Below are 17528 nucleotides of genomic sequence, written 5' to 3' on the forward strand. Positions count from 1 at the left end.
GAAAAGGAGGAATGCTATATGAGTTATTGGACGTGGCTCATCATCTGTATCCCCATCATCGCCGGGGTCATCGCGGCAAATTCTTCGAGGAAGGGTAAACAATGAACGTCATTCGCCGACCATTGACTCTCATGCTATTGGCCATGCTTATCATCGGCGGGTGTTCGGAATCCGCCGATAAGCCAGAGGAAAAGGAAGAAAAAGAGGAAAAACAGACCGTCCTGCAATACGAAGGAAAGCCTCTGAATATCGCCGTTGTCGGGGAAGACGGACCCGCAGACTTCCCCGGGGTCACCTATCACACCTACTCCATGCAGAACCTGGCAAACAAAGACCAACTGGAGTACGACGCCATCATTGTCATAAAAAGCGAATTTGAAGAAGCAGCAAAGAAAACCTTTACCCCTTTCTTCAACTCCATCGACATCCCCGTCTTCTTCTCCGAGGCGGATGATATCGGCCTGTGGGCCTTCACCAATGAAGAATCGACCCTTGATACGGCCAAAAGAAACAGCGCCGGATTTATTCAGGGGTATTGGAACGGAACGGCTGAACGTGACTCAAAGGGTTGGAGCTATTACTTGCCCGATGATCCGACGGAAGCGGACCGGACAAAGGCCTGGGTCGGAGTGTTCGAGACGGTGGAATCGATTGGGGAGTGAACCTTTAGGGGACAGCCTATCAGATCATCATAGCAAGCATTCATAAGAATCCCAACGACGTATATTAGAGGTGATTGGAATGTTTACTGAAGGTTTTTGGCTTGTGGTTATAGTGATACTGATTATTTTTAGTGTTTATGTGACGGTGAAATCGAGTCGTTGCTCAGCCAGATTTTTTGGTATTAGAGTTTCCTTTAAGCCAAATCCCTTCTGTGAATGGTAAGAAGAACAAGCGATTTTCAAGTTGGTCTATCAGAAGCACCGATGATTGAATCACCTAACTAACGGAAGGCTTTGATGCCTACTAGATGCGATGCCTGAAAAAGGCATAAACCCAAAAAATACATCACTTAAACGTTAACCAAATATTAAAGATAGAATACAATCTCCCACACTAAGAAGAACACTTGATAAACCAAAATGAATACGATCAGTTCCAACAACATATAGAGAAGGAATAGGCTTTTCTGGACGATCCACTTCCGACCCGCCACTCTTCTGTGGATCCAGTAACCTGTCGCCCAGAAGGAATAGTGCAGTCCATTTTCGATCCGTTGAAAAGTGGTTTGAGGCGGTTCATTCATAGACCTTTCGAAACGGGGGACCCAGTATTCTTTCACAACAAAAATGGCGAATGCCATGACGAGTTGGTTACACATGACTGCAATCATCAAAATCCTAAGCAATTCTTCTATTACGGGTATCTCCATGTTCTGTACCTCCTCTCTGCCCCTCCCCTATATGCTACCAAATGAAAGAATCGGAGTGTCAACGATTTATAATCTAATGGGATGATTTCTTAATTAGATGTTCAAATACTGCAGGGACGTGGATTCGATCCGAGTCGAAAATGCGGGCTTATTCAAGAAAAAATCAAAAAAACCTCCTCCCAATCAACCGGAAGAAGGTGTTCTGTCGTTAATCCTTATATCGAAGCACATATATAAGAATGACCGTGCAGCAACACTTCGTCAACGTTTCTCATTTCCCTGGCTATCGGACCCATTTCATCCGGTGAGCTGCATCCATCTATCCTTTTTAAGAAAACATATAAACAAAAGGCCAACAACCCGAGACTCACTCAAATTGTTGGCCTTTTTTATCTTTTTCGAAGCAATCGTTTGATGCCTTCGGTACAAATGACACTACTTGCTATCCCAACGTATACGCTTGATGACATCACTTTTCCCATATAATAAAAACCAGTCCCCGCCAGACAGTCGAGGAGAAGGAATTTCTTGATACTCGAACTGTGGATGGCGCAGAAGATCACTTGATGCTGAGCTTTCATCCCCATGATCACACACCTGTTTTTTTCAAAGGATATGACGGATGCGGATTGTCTTATTCACCCCAGAAAAAAAAGGACCCCGGTGAGTCCTTCTTCATCATCATTTCCCGTAAACGGAAAACTTGTCTTCAATTGGTGTCCTCTTCTTCGCCGGCGGAACCTCATCAAAGTAGCCTAGGTGCAGGAATCCGGCGATTTTCTCGCCCTTTTCGACGCCGAGCAATTCATGGACCTTCGGATCATAAATATGAGGATTTGTTTTCCACACTACTCCGAGCTGCTGTTCCCAGGCGAGGAGCTGGAAGTTTTGGATCATGGCGCCGATGGCTCCGAAGTTCTCGTCCCACTGCTTCTGACGGGGGTCTTCGGTCATGACGACGACGAGGATCGCCGCAGGCTGGCTGAAGTAGTTGCGGCGGTTGTCCCTCATATCGGGCGGAAAAGTTTTCACGAGATCCTCTACGAATCCTTCTTTCTCATCCGCCGGTACGAAGATGAATCGCCACGGCTCACGGAGTCCGTGATTCGGTGCCCAGACGGCATCCTCCAATAGGCTCAGCACCGTTTCCTGTGTGACTTCTTTATCAATGTAGCCGGCTTTTATGGAGCGGCGTTCGCGAATCGTTTTAGCTATGTTTGTCATGATTGTATCTCCTTATCTGCTTATCTCTCATCTAAATGATAACAATTCTCACTCTCAATTGCAATCTTTCTATAGGAAAGGAGTCCCCTTATGAGTAAAAATATGAGGGGACTCCTTTGGATTGTACCGAAAGTTTCTCTCCATGTCCGCATAAGGTGTTCCTCACATAATAAGCGGACATAGAGAAGATAGATAGTGGGTTCTTATCACATGCTGCCTGTTCATGGTGACCATATCCGGAGGTAAACAACAAATTATTATTGAAAAAGAAAAACTTTTTATTGTTTTACAATAAATAATCCTATACAATCATGTCATAGAAATCATTTACCAAGATTCTACATGTACAAATTCATCGGAATGGACGTGGACATCATCGGATTTACAATTATTTTTTTGTTGGTGATTGGATTGATCGCATTTGGTTCCATCATGACAGCGCACATGGTGAGGAAGACAAACACCAGGCCTCCTAGGAAATTATCCTATATTGTTTTGAGCCTCCTGATCCTTAACTGGATTTTCTGGCTTTCAAGCGGATATGAATGGTTTTCCGACGAAGTGGCCGGGGCCATCTTCAATCCTATATGGGGTGTGCTATGCGCAGCAGGAGTGGCTGCCAGCCTTTATGAATTGCGGCATAACAAGAGCTTCGCCTTCCCCGTTGGCGCATTATCTGGTATCACTTTGATGTTCGTGATCCTCGTCAACGGCATTACCAGTATGTAAAAGGAGACGTGATCTACATGAAGCTTTTTGCCTGGGTGCTGGTGGCACTCCACCTGATCATTACGATCCTATGGATTGCCAACTCGCCTGCCCTGTTTTCACTCGCCGGGATCGTCGCCTGGCTCCTCTTGATCGCCGGAGGATTCGTCCTCTATTTCAAAACAAACCATATGGCGGTCATTGTCTCCAGTTCCTTCATGGTCTTCCTGGTCCTCTTGACCGGACTGATCGAATGGACGGTTTCATCCATGCCTTAACATAAAAAAAGAGACTCCCTCGTTGGCGAGTCTCTCACAAAGGAGAATGCTTTATGTTGAAGAAAACCATCATGAATGTGTACAATGCGGCCCTGAGCGTGGGTGCTTTTTATCTCGGTGGTTCCATGATGTCAGGTAAAGGGATCTTTGCGGCCTTCCCACCAGAGTGGGCAGGAGATCTGCCTTTTGACAGCTGGATGGCTATGGCGATCGTGGGCATGATCGTTTTCGGACTGGGCAATGCGGTCGTAGCAATCAGAGGGTTCATCCGGTATGACCCGCAGATTTTCTTCTCGACCCTCTTCATGGGCGCCCTGCTTTTCATTGCGACGATCGGTGCCACCCTATCCGTGGGAGAATGGTACTTACCATCGGTACAGCTCTTGATCGCCAGTATTGGCCAGGTGTTGCTGGGCCTTGGCGCTTTCATGCTTCATTTTCTTCGTCCGGAATCGGCAGGGGTCACAGAATGACCCCCTCTGCTCTTTATTTTTCTAAAAAGCCATCCTCGAATGTCTTCAAGAGATGCTCAAGGGTCACGGGGTCACTGTACGTCGATTCCTTGCTGTTGATCTCGATGACATGACCGTTTTTCACGGCCGGGATGTTCTTCCACGTGTCGGTCTCCATGAACGAATTGTCCACATCGGGATTCTTGCTCAGGACGAGGTAATCTCCAGTGAAGTCGCCTACCGCTTCCGGTGAGATGACGTGAATACCCGTTTCCAAGGCGTTATCCTTCACGGCTTCCGGCATGTTGAGCTTCATGGCCTGATACAAAATCTCAGAACCACGGGCATAATTGTTTCCGAAGACATAGAGTTCCTTTTGCCCGGTTTCAATGACGGATACCGTGGCGTCGTCACCGATCTTCTTGCGGATCTCCTCCCCGATCGTCGCGGCACGCTCCTGGAAGTCATCCGCCCACTCCTTCGCTTCTTTCTCTTTATTCAACAGCTTGCCGATCTCGATCTGTTGATCGATGTAATTCAGTTTCCCCCATGTGAAAGCGACGGTCGGCGCAATCTCCTTCATCTTATCGAGGTTCTTCGTCTGACTTCCGGCAATGATCAAGTCCGGGTCGAGTTCGATGATCTTCTCGAGCTGATCGTCACCCACCACTTCCACATCTTTCAGCTTGTCGGTGAAGAGCGGGTTCATCTCGGTCCACTCATCGATCCCGACGAGCTTCCCTTCGAGGGAAATCACATTCGGACCATTGGTGAGGGCGACGATCCGCTTCGGCTCTTTCGGCACCTCCACCGGTCCCTGCTCTGATTCATATGTAAATGTCGATGATTCCTCCTCGGACGAATCCGTTTTTGTTTCTCCGCTGCTGCACGCCGCCAAGAGCAGACAGACCATCAATATGGTAAAGAACGGTGCTTTTTTCATGTGGTTCCCCTTTCGTTTCTTGATAATGAGAATCATTTTCAATTATTACTTTACGGGGGAGGAGGCTGGATGTCAATGGAATGTTCCACAATTTTCTTAGATTGGAAGAGTTCCGCTCCATTTCGCTGCGATGGCTCGCTTTCCGCGGGGCGTGCGGTGAGCCGCATCGGCTGCGCCTGCTGGGTCTCACCTGCCCGCCTTTCCGCAGGAGTCGACCCATCTCCGCTTCATTGCACTCATCGGATTGGTTGGAGGGCCATCCTTCACTTTTAAAAAAATAAATAATTAGTGAAAAAGAAGTGTTTTCCGATTATCCCCATCAAAATAAAAGGCTTTCATTTTCTTAATTATAAATCCATAGACCTATTTTCACCCCATTTCCACTTCTTCCAGCCAGTCTCATTTCTGCCAAAGGGTGTTGACGCAGGAAACAGTCCGGCGTAGAATAAGGCTCACGTTAAACAAACACAACTTCTTATCACGAGAGGTGGAGGGATTTGGCCCTTTGATACCTCGGCAGCGGGCTCACTTGAGCACTGTGCCAACTCCAACAGGCGGATGCCTGAGAGATGAGAAGAGTACGGATCTTTCTTTCCTTATGGATCTCCGGCCTCTTCCTGTCTCAGGAAGGGGCCTTTTGTTTACCCTGAATTTCATAATTTCTTATCCAGAGAAGCTGAGGGACTGGCCCGATGACGCTTCGGCAGCAGACTTTCCACAAAGTACTGTGCCAATTCCAGCAGGCAACGCGCCTGGGAGATGAGAAGGGAACCATTGATTCCGTGTGAATCCATGCCCTCTTCTCGAGAACTCGGGAAGAGGGTTTTTATTTTTAACCACCAGGAGGCATGACGAACATGATTGAATTCAAAAGCGCCACGAAAGTGTATCATAGCGGCGGAAAGGAAGTCCGGGCCCTCGATGGCATCGACCTCCGGGTTGAGCAGGGGGAAATATGCGGGGTGATCGGATTCAGCGGTGCCGGGAAAAGCACGCTGATCCGCACCGTGAACCGATTGGAGCGATTGAGCTCGGGGAAGGTGATCGTGGACGGCCAGGATCTCATGGCCCTTTCACCGAAAGACGTGCGCGAGGTGAAGCGGAAGATCGGGATGGTGTTCCAGCACTTCAACCTCCTGAACTCCAAGACGGTCTTCGCCAATGTGGCGATGCCCCTCATCCTCGCCAAACAATCCAAGGCAGAGATCCAGAAGCGGGTGACGGAGTTGCTGAGCTTCGTCGGCCTTGAAGATAAAGCGAACCAGTACCCTGATCAATTATCAGGCGGTCAGAAGCAGCGCGTCGGCATCGCCCGTGCCCTTGCCACGCAACCGTCGATCCTCCTGTGCGACGAGGCGACATCGGCCCTCGATCCGCAGACGACGGGCTCGATCCTGAAGCTGCTGAAAAAGATCAACCGTGAGTACAACATCACGATCCTCATGATCACCCATGAGATGTCGGTGATCCGGGAAGTGTGCGACCGGGTGGCGGTCATCGAAGGCGGGAAGATCATCGAGTCCGGATCCGTATTCGACGTCTTCTCCTCTCCTCAGACCGAGACGGCGGCGAACTTCGTGAGCTCCGTGCTGAACGACTCCATCCCGGAATCGGTCCTCGAGCTTGTGCAGAAGGAAAACGCACCGGGACGGATCTACAAGATCCGCTTCGTCGGCGCCTCATCGGGTCAGCCGCTCCTGTCACAAGTGGCGAAGCGCTTCGACCTCGATGTAAACGTGCTGTTCGGAAATATTACAGAGCTGCAGGGCACACCATTCGGTCATCTCATCGTCGAGCTCATCGGCTCCGAGAGCGAGATCAACCGTGCACTGCTTGTCATGAACGGAGAAAACGTCACCGTGAAGGAGGTCGCACCACATGCTAGTTGATTCACAGCAGATCATCGATGCACTCATTGAAACATTGGTCATGACCGGCTTCTCCCTCCTCTTCTCCACCGTGATCGGGCTGCCCCTCGGGGTACTCCTCGTCATCACGAGGAAGGGTCATCTATGGGAGAATGCCTTTATTTTCACCATCCTGAACGGGGTCGTGAACATCTTTCGTTCCGTCCCGTTCATCATCCTGATGGTAGCGATCGTCCCCCTCACGCGTTTGATTGTGGGGACATCGATCGGAACGGCCGCGGCCGTCGTGCCACTGGTCTTCTATGCAGGACCGTATATTGCACGATTGATTGAGAACTCCCTCCTTGAAGTCGACAAAGGCGTCATCGAGGCGGCGGAATCCATGGGGGCGACATCCACCCAGATCATCTTCCGCTTCCTCGTCCCGGAAGCGCTCAGCTCCCTCGTCCTCAGCCTCACCATCGCCACCGTCGGACTCGTCGGGGCATCGGCCATGGCAGGCGCCATCGGCGGAGGCGGACTCGGGGATCTCGCCATCACGTTCGGCTACCAGCGCTTTGACACCTGGGTCATGGTCATCACCGTCGCCATACTCATCGTCCTTGTACAGGGACTGCAATCATCGGGTAATTTCGTATCGAAAAAAATCAGAAGAAGATAGCGAGGAGATACAACATGAAGAAATGGATCATTCTATCACTCATTCTACTAATCGGCGGGTTTGCTGCAGGCTGCAGCTCAAGCGCCAGCAAAGACGAAACGAAGGTCAAGATCGGCGTCAGCGGTTCCGATAACCGCATCTGGGACTTCGTCGCCAAGAAAGCGAAGAAGGAAGGCATTGATATCGAAATCGTCCGCTTCTCCGACTACGTCCAGCCGAACCTGGCCCTTGAAGAAGGCGAGCTTGATGCCAACGCTTTCCAGACGATTTCCTACTTCAACGAATTCAAGAAAGAGCATGACCTCGATCTCACACCGATCGGCACAACCGTCATCGCTCCCCTCGGCCTTTACTCCGAGAAATATAAATCAGTAGACGACATCCCGGATGGCGCCAAGATCGCCGTGCCGAACGAAGCAACCAACATGGGAAGAGCTTTCCTCCTCCTACAAGAAGCGGGCCTCATCGAGTTGCCTGAAGACTTCGACGGAAACGGATCACTGGATAAAATCAAAAAGAATCCGAAGAACATCGAGATCGTTCCGGTCGTAGCCGGCCAAACACCGCGCGTCCTGCCTGATGTCGCTGCATCCATCATCAACAATGGTATCGCCGTCGACGCCGGATTCAACCCCGTGAAGGATTCCATCTTCCACGAAGATGACACGGCTACACCTTACATCAACATCATCGCCGCACGTACAGAAGACAAGGACAACAAAACACTCAAGAAAATCGTCGAGCTCTACCAGGAAGAAGACACAGCCGACTTCATCGAAAAAGAATACAACGGAAGCACGATCCCGACCTTCGTCCCACTGAGCAAGATCGGAGAATAATCCTGAGGAGGAATGGAAATGAGTACCGTCGTCGACACATTGAGAGATCAGATCATCGCAAGTCTTGAGGAAAATAAAGAAAAGTACATTGCCATTAGTCATTCGATCCACGACCGTCCTGAGATCGGCAACGAGGAATTCTACGCTTCAAAAACCCACGCAGAGCTTCTGGAGTCGGAAGGATTCACGGTGGAACGCGGGGTGGCGGGACATGAGACCGCCCTCCTTGCCCGCCGGAAATCGGATAAACCCGGCCCGGCCATTGCGTTCCTCGCCGAGTACGATGCCCTTCCCGGCCTCGGTCACGCCTGCGGACACAACATCATCGGCACGACGAGCGTATCGGCGGCCATCGCCCTCAGTAAGGTGATCGACGAAACCGGCGGAGAAGTCGTTTTGCTAGGTACACCTGCCGAGGAGGGTGGCCCCAACGGCAGTGCCAAGGGAAGCTTCGTGAAGCACGGTCTCCTCGAAGGAATCGACGCCGCCCTCATGGTGCACCCGGCGAACTCCACACGGATCACATCGAACTCCCTTGCCGTCGATCCCCTGGATTTTGAATACATCGGGAAACCCGCCCATGCCGCGGGGTCCCCACATCACGGAATCAACGCATTGGACGCGGTCATCGGACTGTTCAACGGGATCAACGCCCTTCGCCAGCACGTGACCGATGACGTCCGGATCCACGGCATCATCACCCATGGAGGCGACGCGCCGAACATCGTACCGGAATACGCCAAAGCCCGCTTCTTCATCCGCGCCGCGACCCGCAAAACCTGCAGCGAAGTGACCGCCCGCGTGAAGGCGATCGCAGAAGGCTCTGCCCTGGCAACGGGGGCGAAGCTGAACGTCATTGCCTTCCAGAATGAAGTCGACAATCTGGTATTGAACCGGACGTATGACGCGGTCTTTAAAGAAGAGCTTGAACGATTGGGCGAGTATGTTTCAACCGAAGAGCGAAACGGACTCGGCTCCACCGATGCCGGCAACATCAGCCAGGTCGTCCCGACGATCCATCCCTATGTCCAGATCGGATCCGAAAGCCTCGTCGCCCATACGGATGCATTCCGCGAAGCAGCGAAATCGCCCAAAGGGGATGAAGCACTGATCCTCGGAGCAAAAGGGCTGGCACTCACGGCCTTGCGACTGGTCACAGACCGTGACGTGCTCGCTGAAATCAAAGAAGAATTTACTAGAAGAAAAGAATTAGAGAGCTGAAGTTCGTGGGAGTCCCCTTGGTTGGTCATAGGGGGCTCCTTTTTTGATGAGTTGGGGGTTGGGGCTAGTGGATTGTGGCATTTTTTTATGTGAAATCACTTTGAGTTGGGGGGATTAGGGGTGGATGAGGCTTCATTGGTCTGAAATGGAGAGTTTCGAGCTTAAATCACACCCTTTATTTTCCATTTTTTAGCTTCCTTCCTATTTTTCTACCGACTTTTGAATTTTTTCTATCAACTTTTAAACTTTTACTTTCAACTTTCGAAATTTTATTACCAACTTTTTTTGGAAGGGAATTTTTATCGTCAACTCTTCCGGTTTATTTTCAACTCTATTCTTTTATTACCAACTTTCACTCTTTATCTCCAACTCCCCACACCCCATTTTCTGGTAGAATAAGAGGGAAGTGAAAGGAGCCTGAACCATGATCATCCTTCCCACCGGCGTCACCGGATTTTTCGATTCGCAGTCTGGGGAACCTCCCCTGACGGATCTATCCCTATTTCAAAAGCTTTGCTACAGCATCGCGGCTGAATCGGGTGGCCGGGTACTGACATTCGAATCCGCCGATGTTTCAACGAATTTCGCCTATGCCCGGATCAAATGGAATGGGGATGAGCTCTTTGTGCTGTTCAATGAACATTACCCCTATCTTGCAATGGCCGATGCCATCGGGTTCGGTGGGATCTCCTTCGTCGACAGAGTGTTGTTAAAAGAAGCGTTTTCCCCGTACTACAGCGTGTTGGAGACTGGTGAACTGAACACACCCATCGAACCGCCGATGATTCAACACCTCAATCGGGCGGAACGGGCGCAGGTTTCCTATTGGAAACCGAAGACTGTTGGGGAAATCGTGTTTCATTATTGGGATTAATAGTAAAAGGAGTGAAGTCAATTGATTACCATCCAAAAAGCCGAAAGGTCCGATGCCGAGAAGCTGACCGATATCATGAAAAGAACGTTTGATGAAGAAGCACGGAGATGGCTGTCTGATGACTCTATCGTCGATTACAATATTCAGCCCCCTGGATATTCTTCGGTCGAGATGACGATCTATATGATCGAAGAATTGGTCTATTTCAAGATCATTGCACATGATGTAGTAGTGGGCGGGATAATTCTTACTATGACGGGGAGCTCCTTCGGCAGGATCGACCGCATATTTGTCGATCCCGACGTGCAGGCACAACACATCGGGTCAACGGTCATCCGTCTCATCGAAGAGGCATTCCCTGACGTGAGGACGTGGGATCTGGAGACGTCCAGCAGGCAAGTGAACAACCATCATTTTTACGAAAAGATGGGATATCAAGCTGTATTTCAGACAGAAGATGAGTATAGCTATATTAAGAGAATCAAGCTCCAATCCCCCGCCGGGAACGTCGTGGAGCAGCAAGATCTATCCCTTACCCAATATGAGGACTGCAAGATGGAACACACGGACCACTATCAAGTCACATTACAGGGAAGTTCCTTCTGCAACAGCAATTTGATGAATACCCACTTCAGCAATTGCAACCTCCGTGATTCTACCTTCAAGAATATCAATCTCACCCATGCCTCTTACGCTGACCTTAACTTTTCCTACAGCAGCATGAGGCTGGTCACGATGGGGGGCGTCCGTTTTATGGATACGAGTCTCGGAGAAAAGCAGGACCCTCTTTCGTTCGAACGCTGTGAACTACAAGGTACGACCATCAAGAACAGCAATCTGAAAAACGTACAGATTACAGGCAGTGATATATCGGGAATGACCATAGACGGAATCTCGGTAGAAGAACTGCTCGACGTGTATAAGCGCCATTCTCTACTATAAAAAAGACAGCCACTCCCCGTAAAAGGTTCCATTCCCTTTTGCAGTTGAGTAAAATGCATATCAAAAAAAAGAATAGCTCCATTCATATGAATGGAGCTATTCTATAAATCGATCAAGGTGCACTTCTGAGAAACTCATCGATGAATTCCATCATTAGACCGTAAACAAGAATACCGAGCGGCAATCCATTGATCACTAAAACAATCATTCTCTTTGCTAAATGTTCTTTACTGAACATGGAAACGATACTCAGTGGTATGCCGAACACCGAAAGAAGGAAGGTAAGGAGTAATAACGGTCGTATAATGGGAACGACATGATCCCTGGTAATGGTCAGAATGAGGAACAGTGGCAGAAGAGTCACCATAGCTAGTGCAATATAGGATGAGATTTGAGTGAACATCTTCAGATTATTCCTTTGCATGTAGCACACTCCCTAGCTTAAACGATGGCCTCCGTGTTACATCCCAGGCTGTCTTTTCCCTACTCAAACGAATGCGTCGTCGCCGTAATCTTCCCGGACGGGTCCACACTGTACTGGGCCACGGCGTTGGTGGCGACGGTCTTATTGGTGAGGCCGTCTTTGTAGTTGAACGACACTTCCCATGCTTTCGAGGAGCTGCTGAAGACAGTGTCGTTCGAGAGGAGTTCGAGGTCGTTGATGTTGATCGGCTCACTGGCGGTTTCATTATAGATGTGAAGGTCCTGTTCCAGTTGGACGATGGCAATGAATTCGGCGTCCGTACTGTCGATGGCCTCGGCTTCATTGTTCCCACACCCCATCAGGAACAGGATAGCACCGACAATCAAGAATGAACATTTTTTCATACAACACTTCCCCCTTTAACCAATTTTTCGATCTATCCGTTCAAAATCTTCTTTTCCGTTCAAGCGGGTATCTTCTGCAATGGGAGCCTCTCTCCTTTTCACCCCTACTCCCCCATACGCCTCCTGATATCCTTCCACCATGAGCTTGAGGGCGATGATGGCGAGCGTCAGAAATAGGATCGGTACGAAAGGAATCCATGTATAGGTAGTAAATAGATACTTAAAATCTTTTCCAATGAGGCCCGACCACTCGTTTGAGAGGGAGGCAATGACGACATTTCCGAATATGTCCTCTTTCGGTGCCCCTCCTCCAAAGAAGATGCCGAGGATACCGAGGTGGGAAAGGAGGATCAGCACTTGGATCGCTTCCCTCAAAAAGAGGACGACGAACCGCGGCTTCAGGAACGGAAGAAGATGCTTCCGCAGGATGTGGCGCCGATTCCCGCCGAGAACTTGGACGCTTTCCATGAACTCCTGCTTCATGATGTCCTTCACTTCGTTGGACACGATGAGGGTGGAAATCGGGACGGCGGCCAGGGTGAGGACGGCGAGTTCGATCATCACCCGTGCGCTGAAGGAATAGCTGAACTCTCCACCCACGAGGCCGTCCCCAAACAGCACCCAATACAGCATCATGAAGGCAAGGAGTGTGATGGGATAATAATAAAAGGTTTGCAGGAACGGACGGATCCACGCGGTGAACTTCGGAACATACAGGGTCATCACAGTCCCGATGACGGCAGACAGGACAAAACGCAGAAACGCCACAAGGAAAGCGATGCCCAGGGTGAATTTCGCCCCGACCACCATCACGAGGAACATGCTTTGCCCCAGGGCGTTGGTGCCGAACGGGAGGTGGTCCATCGGTCCATAGGGCGGTTTGATCGCCCCTTCCGCTCCGAACTTCAACGGAACGACAGGGATGGCATCACCGTACACCCACCCGTAAACGAGGCTCCCTCCCAGTATGAGGCCAATGAACGAAAAGCCGATCACAAACGAGAGATTTTTGAATGCCTTCACCCCTCTTCACCTCCGACGATGCTTGATTTCAGCTTATTCATCCCCTGCTCAAAGAGAAGGATCGGAACGGCGAGGAGGAGGATGCTCACGGTGGCGATTTCCGGGGTCGGATGATGATAGACGAACCAGGTAATGCCCCTCGTATTGAAGATGATCTCCAGCATGATGAGGTTTGAGAGCATGAACGCCAAGATCATCTTGGAATGATAGAGGAGACCCATCAGCCCATTGCGGAACACATGGACGAATAGCACACGAAAATTCGTCAGCCCCTTCCCCCTCGCAAGCTCCACGTAGGGCTTCCGCAGCTCTTCATCGAAAATAATCGTCAGCGTCCGGTACAGGAAGACGGTCGGAAGGATGGTATAGGTGATGAGGGGCAGGATGAACGGACGTTCATAGGCGCCGACGACATCAAAGAACAGAATCCCCGTCTGCTTGAACAGGAAAATGATGAACAGCTGCGCCATGGCGATGACGAACAGGTCGGGCACCGCCTCCAGGATGGTGGACAGCTTCATGAGTGCCGTGCGTTTTTTCACAGATAATTGGAACGTGATCATGATGAGGAAGACCGCGATGACAAGGGCCAAGATGAAGCCCAAGAAAAGGATGGAGAGCGAATAGCCGTAGAACTCAAAGACGTATGGAAACAACGGGTATTTGCTACCGATATTGTAGTCACCCGTGGAATACGTGATGGAACCTGGTTGAACCAGTGAAACGACCAACCCCTTGAGGCTGCTCCAATAGGTGGAGAGACTAAGATCGATGCCTCCCTGGAAGAGCGTGATGAAGGCGCCGAGAAGGATAATGGAAATAAGAATGATGGCTGTTTTGGTGAGGAATCGGATGCAGACACCCCCTTTTTCTTCTTATTTTAACATAAAATACCATAAATGATTGTACTAAAAAAAGAAAAAGGACAAAATAAGAATGATAACCCCCACGATAAACAGCCCATATAGGAACGAGAGCGTTTTGAAAAGGACGACAAAGTATGTAGCAGGTGCGAGCTTTCTTGAGATGAACAATAGAAAATCCATGATCCAATGAACAGGAAGGATTTCCAACGTGGGGTGATGAAATTCATCATCCTCTTGATACGTCTTGAAGACGATATGAAATGCGTTCCCGGCAACATAAAGTAATAGGACCATGACAACTACTGCAAGTATCTTTTCCAATTATTTCTCCCCACAATCGTAATGAACTTAATGAGAAAACTAGCTGGTCCACACTGTCTTTTTTCTCCTATCCATGTCTACTATCTAGTTCCAAGTATACTATCTTTCCAACACCTAGCATTCTCGTTTTGGAGTAAAAAGGATTTAACATCTTCAAACCAGAATAGTACTAGTATTGGAGGGATATCCCATGAGTGAAAAACTGATCCGCATCGGCACCATCTATCTACCTGTTACAGACATAAACCGTTCTGCAAAATGGTACGTCCGCCATCTTGGCGCGAAGCTGAATTACCAAGATGACGACAAAGCCATCCTCGACCTCGCCAACCAAAGCATCTTCCTCGTGAAATCCGGTGAAGGCGAGAGCGCGAACTTCACGGATCACCGCGGAAATGAGCGCTTTTCCGTCACATTCGAGGTGGACGGATTGGTGGAACTCGAAGCCCTGCACGGGGATTTCATCTCCCTCGGGATGGAGGTCGGGGCCATCGAAGACCGCGGCCATGCAGGGCGGAACTTCGTTTTCTACGATCCGGACGGCAATGCGTTCGATGTATGGAGCGAGCTTAGTCCGTCATTCCGGCACCTTGCCCATAAGGAATAACGGCAAAAGAGCTACCCACACAACACGCTGGGTAGCTCTCTTCTTTCATATACCGGTTTTGATTCCGAATCCGACGAGGAGGAGCCCCGCTACTCTTTGGAACATTTGTTGGTGTTTTTTATCATTCAACCACTTCTTCGCATAGTCCACTACATACACCAGGATCAGGAACCAGGCGGCTGCCAGTCCTGTCAGGATCGAGGCCAGGATGATCAACTGCTGGTTGACATGACCGTTCAGGTTGATGAACTGGGGCATGATGGTGATATACACGATGACGGTCTTTGGATTGAGCACATTGCTGAGCATGGCCTGCATGAACGACTTTTTATGATAGCGGCGGTCAATGGGTACGTCTGCGGAGCGTTCCATTTGATCCACGGCAAGGATCTGTTTCGTGATCAGGCTTTTGATCCCGAGATAGATCAAGTAGGCAGCACCGAGGTATTTAATCGTGGTAAACAAAACCACGGATTTGGCAATCACGACGGATAATCCTAAAACAGCAATGCCCGTCCAGAACGAAAGGCCCGAGAGCATGCCAAGAACCGTAAAGCGTCCTGCTTTCGGTCCGTAACTCAAGGTGTTCTTCATGAGAAGCATGGTATCTGCGCCGGGAATGACGACCATGAGCGTAGCGACAGGTATGTAAGCAAGCAAGTTGTCCATGTGTCCTCTCCTAACATGATAATAGTAGTTACTACAGTAACTACTAAAAAGGATACCAGAATCGATTAGAAATAATCAATCTATTTTGATACACTAACAGAAATAAACCCATGCACACGGAGGATCTATGAGCGAAACCCTTTTAAAGACACTGACCAAGCTGCATTTTACCGAATACGAAGCCAAAGCCTATCTGGCCCTCCTGGAAGAATCCCCACTCACGGGCTATGCCGTAGCGAAAAAATCCGGCGTACCTCGATCAAGGATCTATGAGACCTTGGATCACCTCGCTGGAAGGGGAGATATCCTCGTCAGTCCGGGCACCACCCCTCAGTACACCCCGATCCCGGCAAAAGAGCTCATCAAGAATCGGCGCAGGGAAGCGAATGACCACTTCAAGCTGGCTGAGAAATCACTTGCGGAATTTGAACAGTCTTCCCATGATCGTGATAACATCTGGAACATCACCGGTCGGAACGAAATCATCGACAAGGTGAAGAACTGCATCGCCACCGCACAGACGAGGATTCTTCTTGAAGTCATGGAAGAGGAATATGAGGAAGTGGAAGAGGAGCTGAGACAAGCAACCCTTCGCGGCGTCAACGTCACCATCATCGCCTATGGGGACATCTCATCCGACTTTGCCCACGTCCACCTCCACTACATGGGCTCTGCCATCAAGGAGGAATACGGCGGCAACTGGATCGTCATCAGCGCCGACGACGTGGAAGTGGTGGCAGGCATCGTCTCCCTCGGAACCGACAGCCGCGCAGCCTGGACAAGACACGTCGGATTGGTCATGCCCATCACGGAAGTCATGATCCACGACCTCTATCTCATGGAAATCATGAAGGAACACCGGGATGAGCTGGAGAAAACGTTTGGAAAGAACCTCGTGAATCTCAGACGGAAATTTTCGATCCATCCTGATTTTAAGAAGCATTATTTAAAGTGAGATCATACTAGATCATTGAGTAGCCGATTGTCATTCCACTAAAGGAGGTTTCACATTGGATACAACCAAACAAAACAGCAGCGCTTGGGACATGAAAGTCGAAGAAGGGGCGAGGTACACTCTCCCTGTCAGCAGTGAAGAAATCGAGAAAAGCAAAGCCGGTGAGTGGGCCATCACGGTCACCACTGAAAAATCGGTACCGAGACACTGGTTCCCCGAATCCATTAAGGGATTACGAATCCTTTGTCTCGCATCCGGTGGTGGCCAGCAAGCGCCGATTTTGGCGGCAGCTGGAGCAGACGTGACGGTTACGGATCTTTCAAAGAAGCAGCTGGAACAAGACAAAAAGGTAGCAAAACGCGATGGCCTTTCCTTGACCACCGTACAAGGGGATATGTCAGACCTGAGTGCCTTTGACGACGGCACCTTTGACATGGTCGTGAACCCCGTTTCCAACCTGTTTGTCAAAGACGTCCACGTCGTGTGGCAGGAAATCGCCCGAGTGACAAAAGACAAAGGAATCTTAATCGCCGGCTTCACGAATCCATTACTATGGATCTTCGACGATACCCAAGAACGGAAGGGTATCCTTGACGTGAGACACCCCATCCCTTCCTCCACACTGGATCATTTACCTAAGGATGAGGTGGAGAGCTACACCCAATCCAATCAAACCATCGAGTATGCCCATACATTGGAACAACAAATCCAAGGACAAATCGCGGCAGGATTCGTGGTGACAGGATTTTATGAAGATGATTTCGGTGGCACCCGGATCCTCGATCAATATATCAAAACGTTTATCGGTACCAGGGCAGTCAAAATGAAGATTGAATCCTAAAGGAAAAAGGCGATGCCTCCACTCGGAAGCATCGCC

At 49.7% G+C, this 17528-nt stretch carries 22 protein-coding genes and 2 riboswitches; of the genes, 13 read left to right on the forward strand and 9 right to left on the reverse strand.

The annotated features are described in order from the left end of the window. The first annotated feature begins 101 nt into the window (after positions 1-101). Positions 102-662 (forward strand): hypothetical protein, encoded by a 561-nt coding sequence (locus AF331_RS12095; protein WP_053428361.1) that lies wholly within the window; start codon positions 102-104, stop codon positions 660-662. Positions 663-1030: 368 nt separating this feature from the next. Here the strand turns inward: AF331_RS12095 and AF331_RS12100 are convergent, their stop codons facing one another. Both AF331_RS12100 and AF331_RS12110 read right to left on the reverse strand, forming a co-directional pair. Beyond that, positions 1031-1372 carry a hypothetical protein gene (locus tag AF331_RS12100; protein WP_053428362.1) on the reverse strand — a complete coding sequence of 114 codons (342 nt, stop codon included), beginning with the start codon at positions 1370-1372 and terminating at the stop codon, positions 1031-1033. 681 nt (positions 1373-2053) lie between these two features. Next, on the reverse strand, positions 2054-2596 hold the full coding sequence (locus AF331_RS12110; RefSeq protein ID WP_053428364.1) for a nitroreductase family protein: 543 nt from the start codon (positions 2594-2596) through the stop codon (positions 2054-2056). 342 nt (positions 2597-2938) lie between these two features. On the opposite strand from AF331_RS12110, the gene AF331_RS12115 reads away from it, so the two are divergent. The 3 genes from AF331_RS12115 to AF331_RS12125 are packed head-to-tail and all read left to right on the forward strand — an operon-like array spanning position 2939 to position 4055. Further along, on the forward strand, positions 2939-3325 hold the full coding sequence (locus AF331_RS12115; RefSeq protein ID WP_053428365.1) for a hypothetical protein: 387 nt from the start codon (positions 2939-2941) through the stop codon (positions 3323-3325). A gap of 17 nt (positions 3326-3342) precedes the next feature. Then, positions 3343-3582, forward strand: a complete 240-nt coding sequence (locus AF331_RS12120; RefSeq protein ID WP_053428366.1) for a hypothetical protein — start codon at positions 3343-3345, stop codon at positions 3580-3582. A gap of 53 nt (positions 3583-3635) precedes the next feature. Further along, complete coding sequence (locus AF331_RS12125) at positions 3636-4055, forward strand: hypothetical protein (RefSeq protein ID WP_053428367.1); 420 nt, start codon at positions 3636-3638, stop codon at positions 4053-4055. A 13-nt stretch (positions 4056-4068) separates the two neighbouring features. Here AF331_RS12125 and AF331_RS12130 read toward each other — a convergent pair whose 3' ends face one another. After that, positions 4069-4977 carry an iron-hydroxamate ABC transporter substrate-binding protein gene (locus AF331_RS12130; RefSeq protein WP_053428368.1) on the reverse strand — a complete coding sequence of 303 codons (909 nt, stop codon included), beginning with the start codon at positions 4975-4977 and terminating at the stop codon, positions 4069-4071. A gap of 472 nt (positions 4978-5449) precedes the next feature. After that, a riboswitch (SAM riboswitch) is annotated at positions 5450-5553 on the forward strand. A gap of 84 nt (positions 5554-5637) precedes the next feature. Beyond that, a riboswitch (SAM riboswitch) is annotated at positions 5638-5743 on the forward strand. A 91-nt stretch (positions 5744-5834) separates the two neighbouring features. Here AF331_RS12130 and AF331_RS12135 point away from each other — a divergent pair. The 6 genes from AF331_RS12135 to AF331_RS12160 all read left to right on the forward strand — a co-directional run bounded on the left by AF331_RS12135 (position 5835) and on the right by AF331_RS12160 (position 11382). Then, positions 5835-6866, forward strand: coding sequence for a methionine ABC transporter ATP-binding protein (locus tag AF331_RS12135; protein WP_048013722.1), 1032 nt, complete (start codon positions 5835-5837; stop codon positions 6864-6866). After that, entirely contained in the window at positions 6856-7506 is a 651-nt protein-coding gene (locus tag AF331_RS12140; protein ID WP_053428949.1) for a methionine ABC transporter permease, read from the forward strand. The genes AF331_RS12135 and AF331_RS12140 overlap by 11 nt, the downstream gene beginning before the upstream one ends. Before the next feature lie 14 nt (positions 7507-7520). Then, entirely contained in the window at positions 7521-8345 is an 825-nt protein-coding gene (locus AF331_RS12145; protein WP_053428369.1) for a MetQ/NlpA family ABC transporter substrate-binding protein, read from the forward strand. An 18-nt stretch (positions 8346-8363) separates the two neighbouring features. Next, positions 8364-9566, forward strand: a complete 1203-nt coding sequence (locus AF331_RS12150; RefSeq protein ID WP_053428370.1) for a M20 family metallopeptidase — start codon at positions 8364-8366, stop codon at positions 9564-9566. Between the two features lie 424 nt (positions 9567-9990). Further along, positions 9991-10440: a hypothetical protein gene (locus AF331_RS12155; protein WP_053428371.1), complete on the forward strand. Its 450-nt coding sequence runs from the start codon at positions 9991-9993 to the stop codon at positions 10438-10440. A gap of 75 nt (positions 10441-10515) precedes the next feature. Beyond that, positions 10516-11382 carry a GNAT family N-acetyltransferase gene (locus AF331_RS12160; RefSeq protein WP_053428950.1) on the forward strand — a complete coding sequence of 289 codons (867 nt, stop codon included), beginning with the start codon at positions 10516-10518 and terminating at the stop codon, positions 11380-11382. 112 nt (positions 11383-11494) lie between these two features. Here the strand turns inward: AF331_RS12160 and AF331_RS12165 are convergent, their stop codons facing one another. The 5 genes from AF331_RS12165 to AF331_RS12185 form a co-directional block, all read right to left on the reverse strand. Beyond that, a complete protein-coding gene (locus AF331_RS12165) occupies positions 11495-11806 on the reverse strand; it encodes a hypothetical protein (protein ID WP_053428372.1) in 312 nt (103 codons plus the stop codon). 59 nt (positions 11807-11865) lie between these two features. Next, positions 11866-12210, reverse strand: coding sequence for a hypothetical protein (locus AF331_RS12170; RefSeq protein WP_053428373.1), 345 nt, complete (start codon positions 12208-12210; stop codon positions 11866-11868). A gap of 15 nt (positions 12211-12225) precedes the next feature. Continuing rightward, complete coding sequence (locus AF331_RS12175) at positions 12226-13233, reverse strand: ABC transporter permease subunit (protein ID WP_053428374.1); 1008 nt, start codon at positions 13231-13233, stop codon at positions 12226-12228. Next, entirely contained in the window at positions 13230-13964 is a 735-nt protein-coding gene (locus tag AF331_RS12180) for an ABC transporter permease subunit (protein WP_053428375.1), read from the reverse strand. The genes AF331_RS12175 and AF331_RS12180 overlap by 4 nt, the downstream gene beginning before the upstream one ends. Before the next feature lie 177 nt (positions 13965-14141). Further along, positions 14142-14393, reverse strand: a complete 252-nt coding sequence (locus AF331_RS12185) for a hypothetical protein (RefSeq protein WP_160316530.1) — start codon at positions 14391-14393, stop codon at positions 14142-14144. 217 nt (positions 14394-14610) lie between these two features. Here AF331_RS12185 and AF331_RS12190 point away from each other — a divergent pair, with 217 nt between their 5' ends. Continuing rightward, positions 14611-15027, forward strand: a complete 417-nt coding sequence (locus AF331_RS12190; RefSeq protein ID WP_053428377.1) for a VOC family protein — start codon at positions 14611-14613, stop codon at positions 15025-15027. Positions 15028-15072: 45 nt separating this feature from the next. Here the strand turns inward: AF331_RS12190 and AF331_RS12195 are convergent, their stop codons facing one another. Next, positions 15073-15696, reverse strand: coding sequence for a LysE family transporter (locus AF331_RS12195; RefSeq protein ID WP_053428378.1), 624 nt, complete (start codon positions 15694-15696; stop codon positions 15073-15075). 127 nt (positions 15697-15823) lie between these two features. Here AF331_RS12195 and AF331_RS12200 point away from each other — a divergent pair, with 127 nt between their 5' ends. Next, positions 15824-16651 carry a TrmB family transcriptional regulator gene (locus AF331_RS12200; RefSeq protein ID WP_053428379.1) on the forward strand — a complete coding sequence of 276 codons (828 nt, stop codon included), beginning with the start codon at positions 15824-15826 and terminating at the stop codon, positions 16649-16651. 55 nt (positions 16652-16706) lie between these two features. After that, a complete protein-coding gene (locus AF331_RS12205) occupies positions 16707-17492 on the forward strand; it encodes a class I SAM-dependent methyltransferase (RefSeq protein WP_053428380.1) in 786 nt (261 codons plus the stop codon). Positions 17493-17528 lie beyond the last annotated feature (36 nt).

It is taken from the genome of Rossellomorea marisflavi (genome assembly GCF_001274775.1).
Lineage (GTDB): Bacteria > Bacillota > Bacilli > Bacillales > Bacillaceae_B > Rossellomorea > Rossellomorea marisflavi.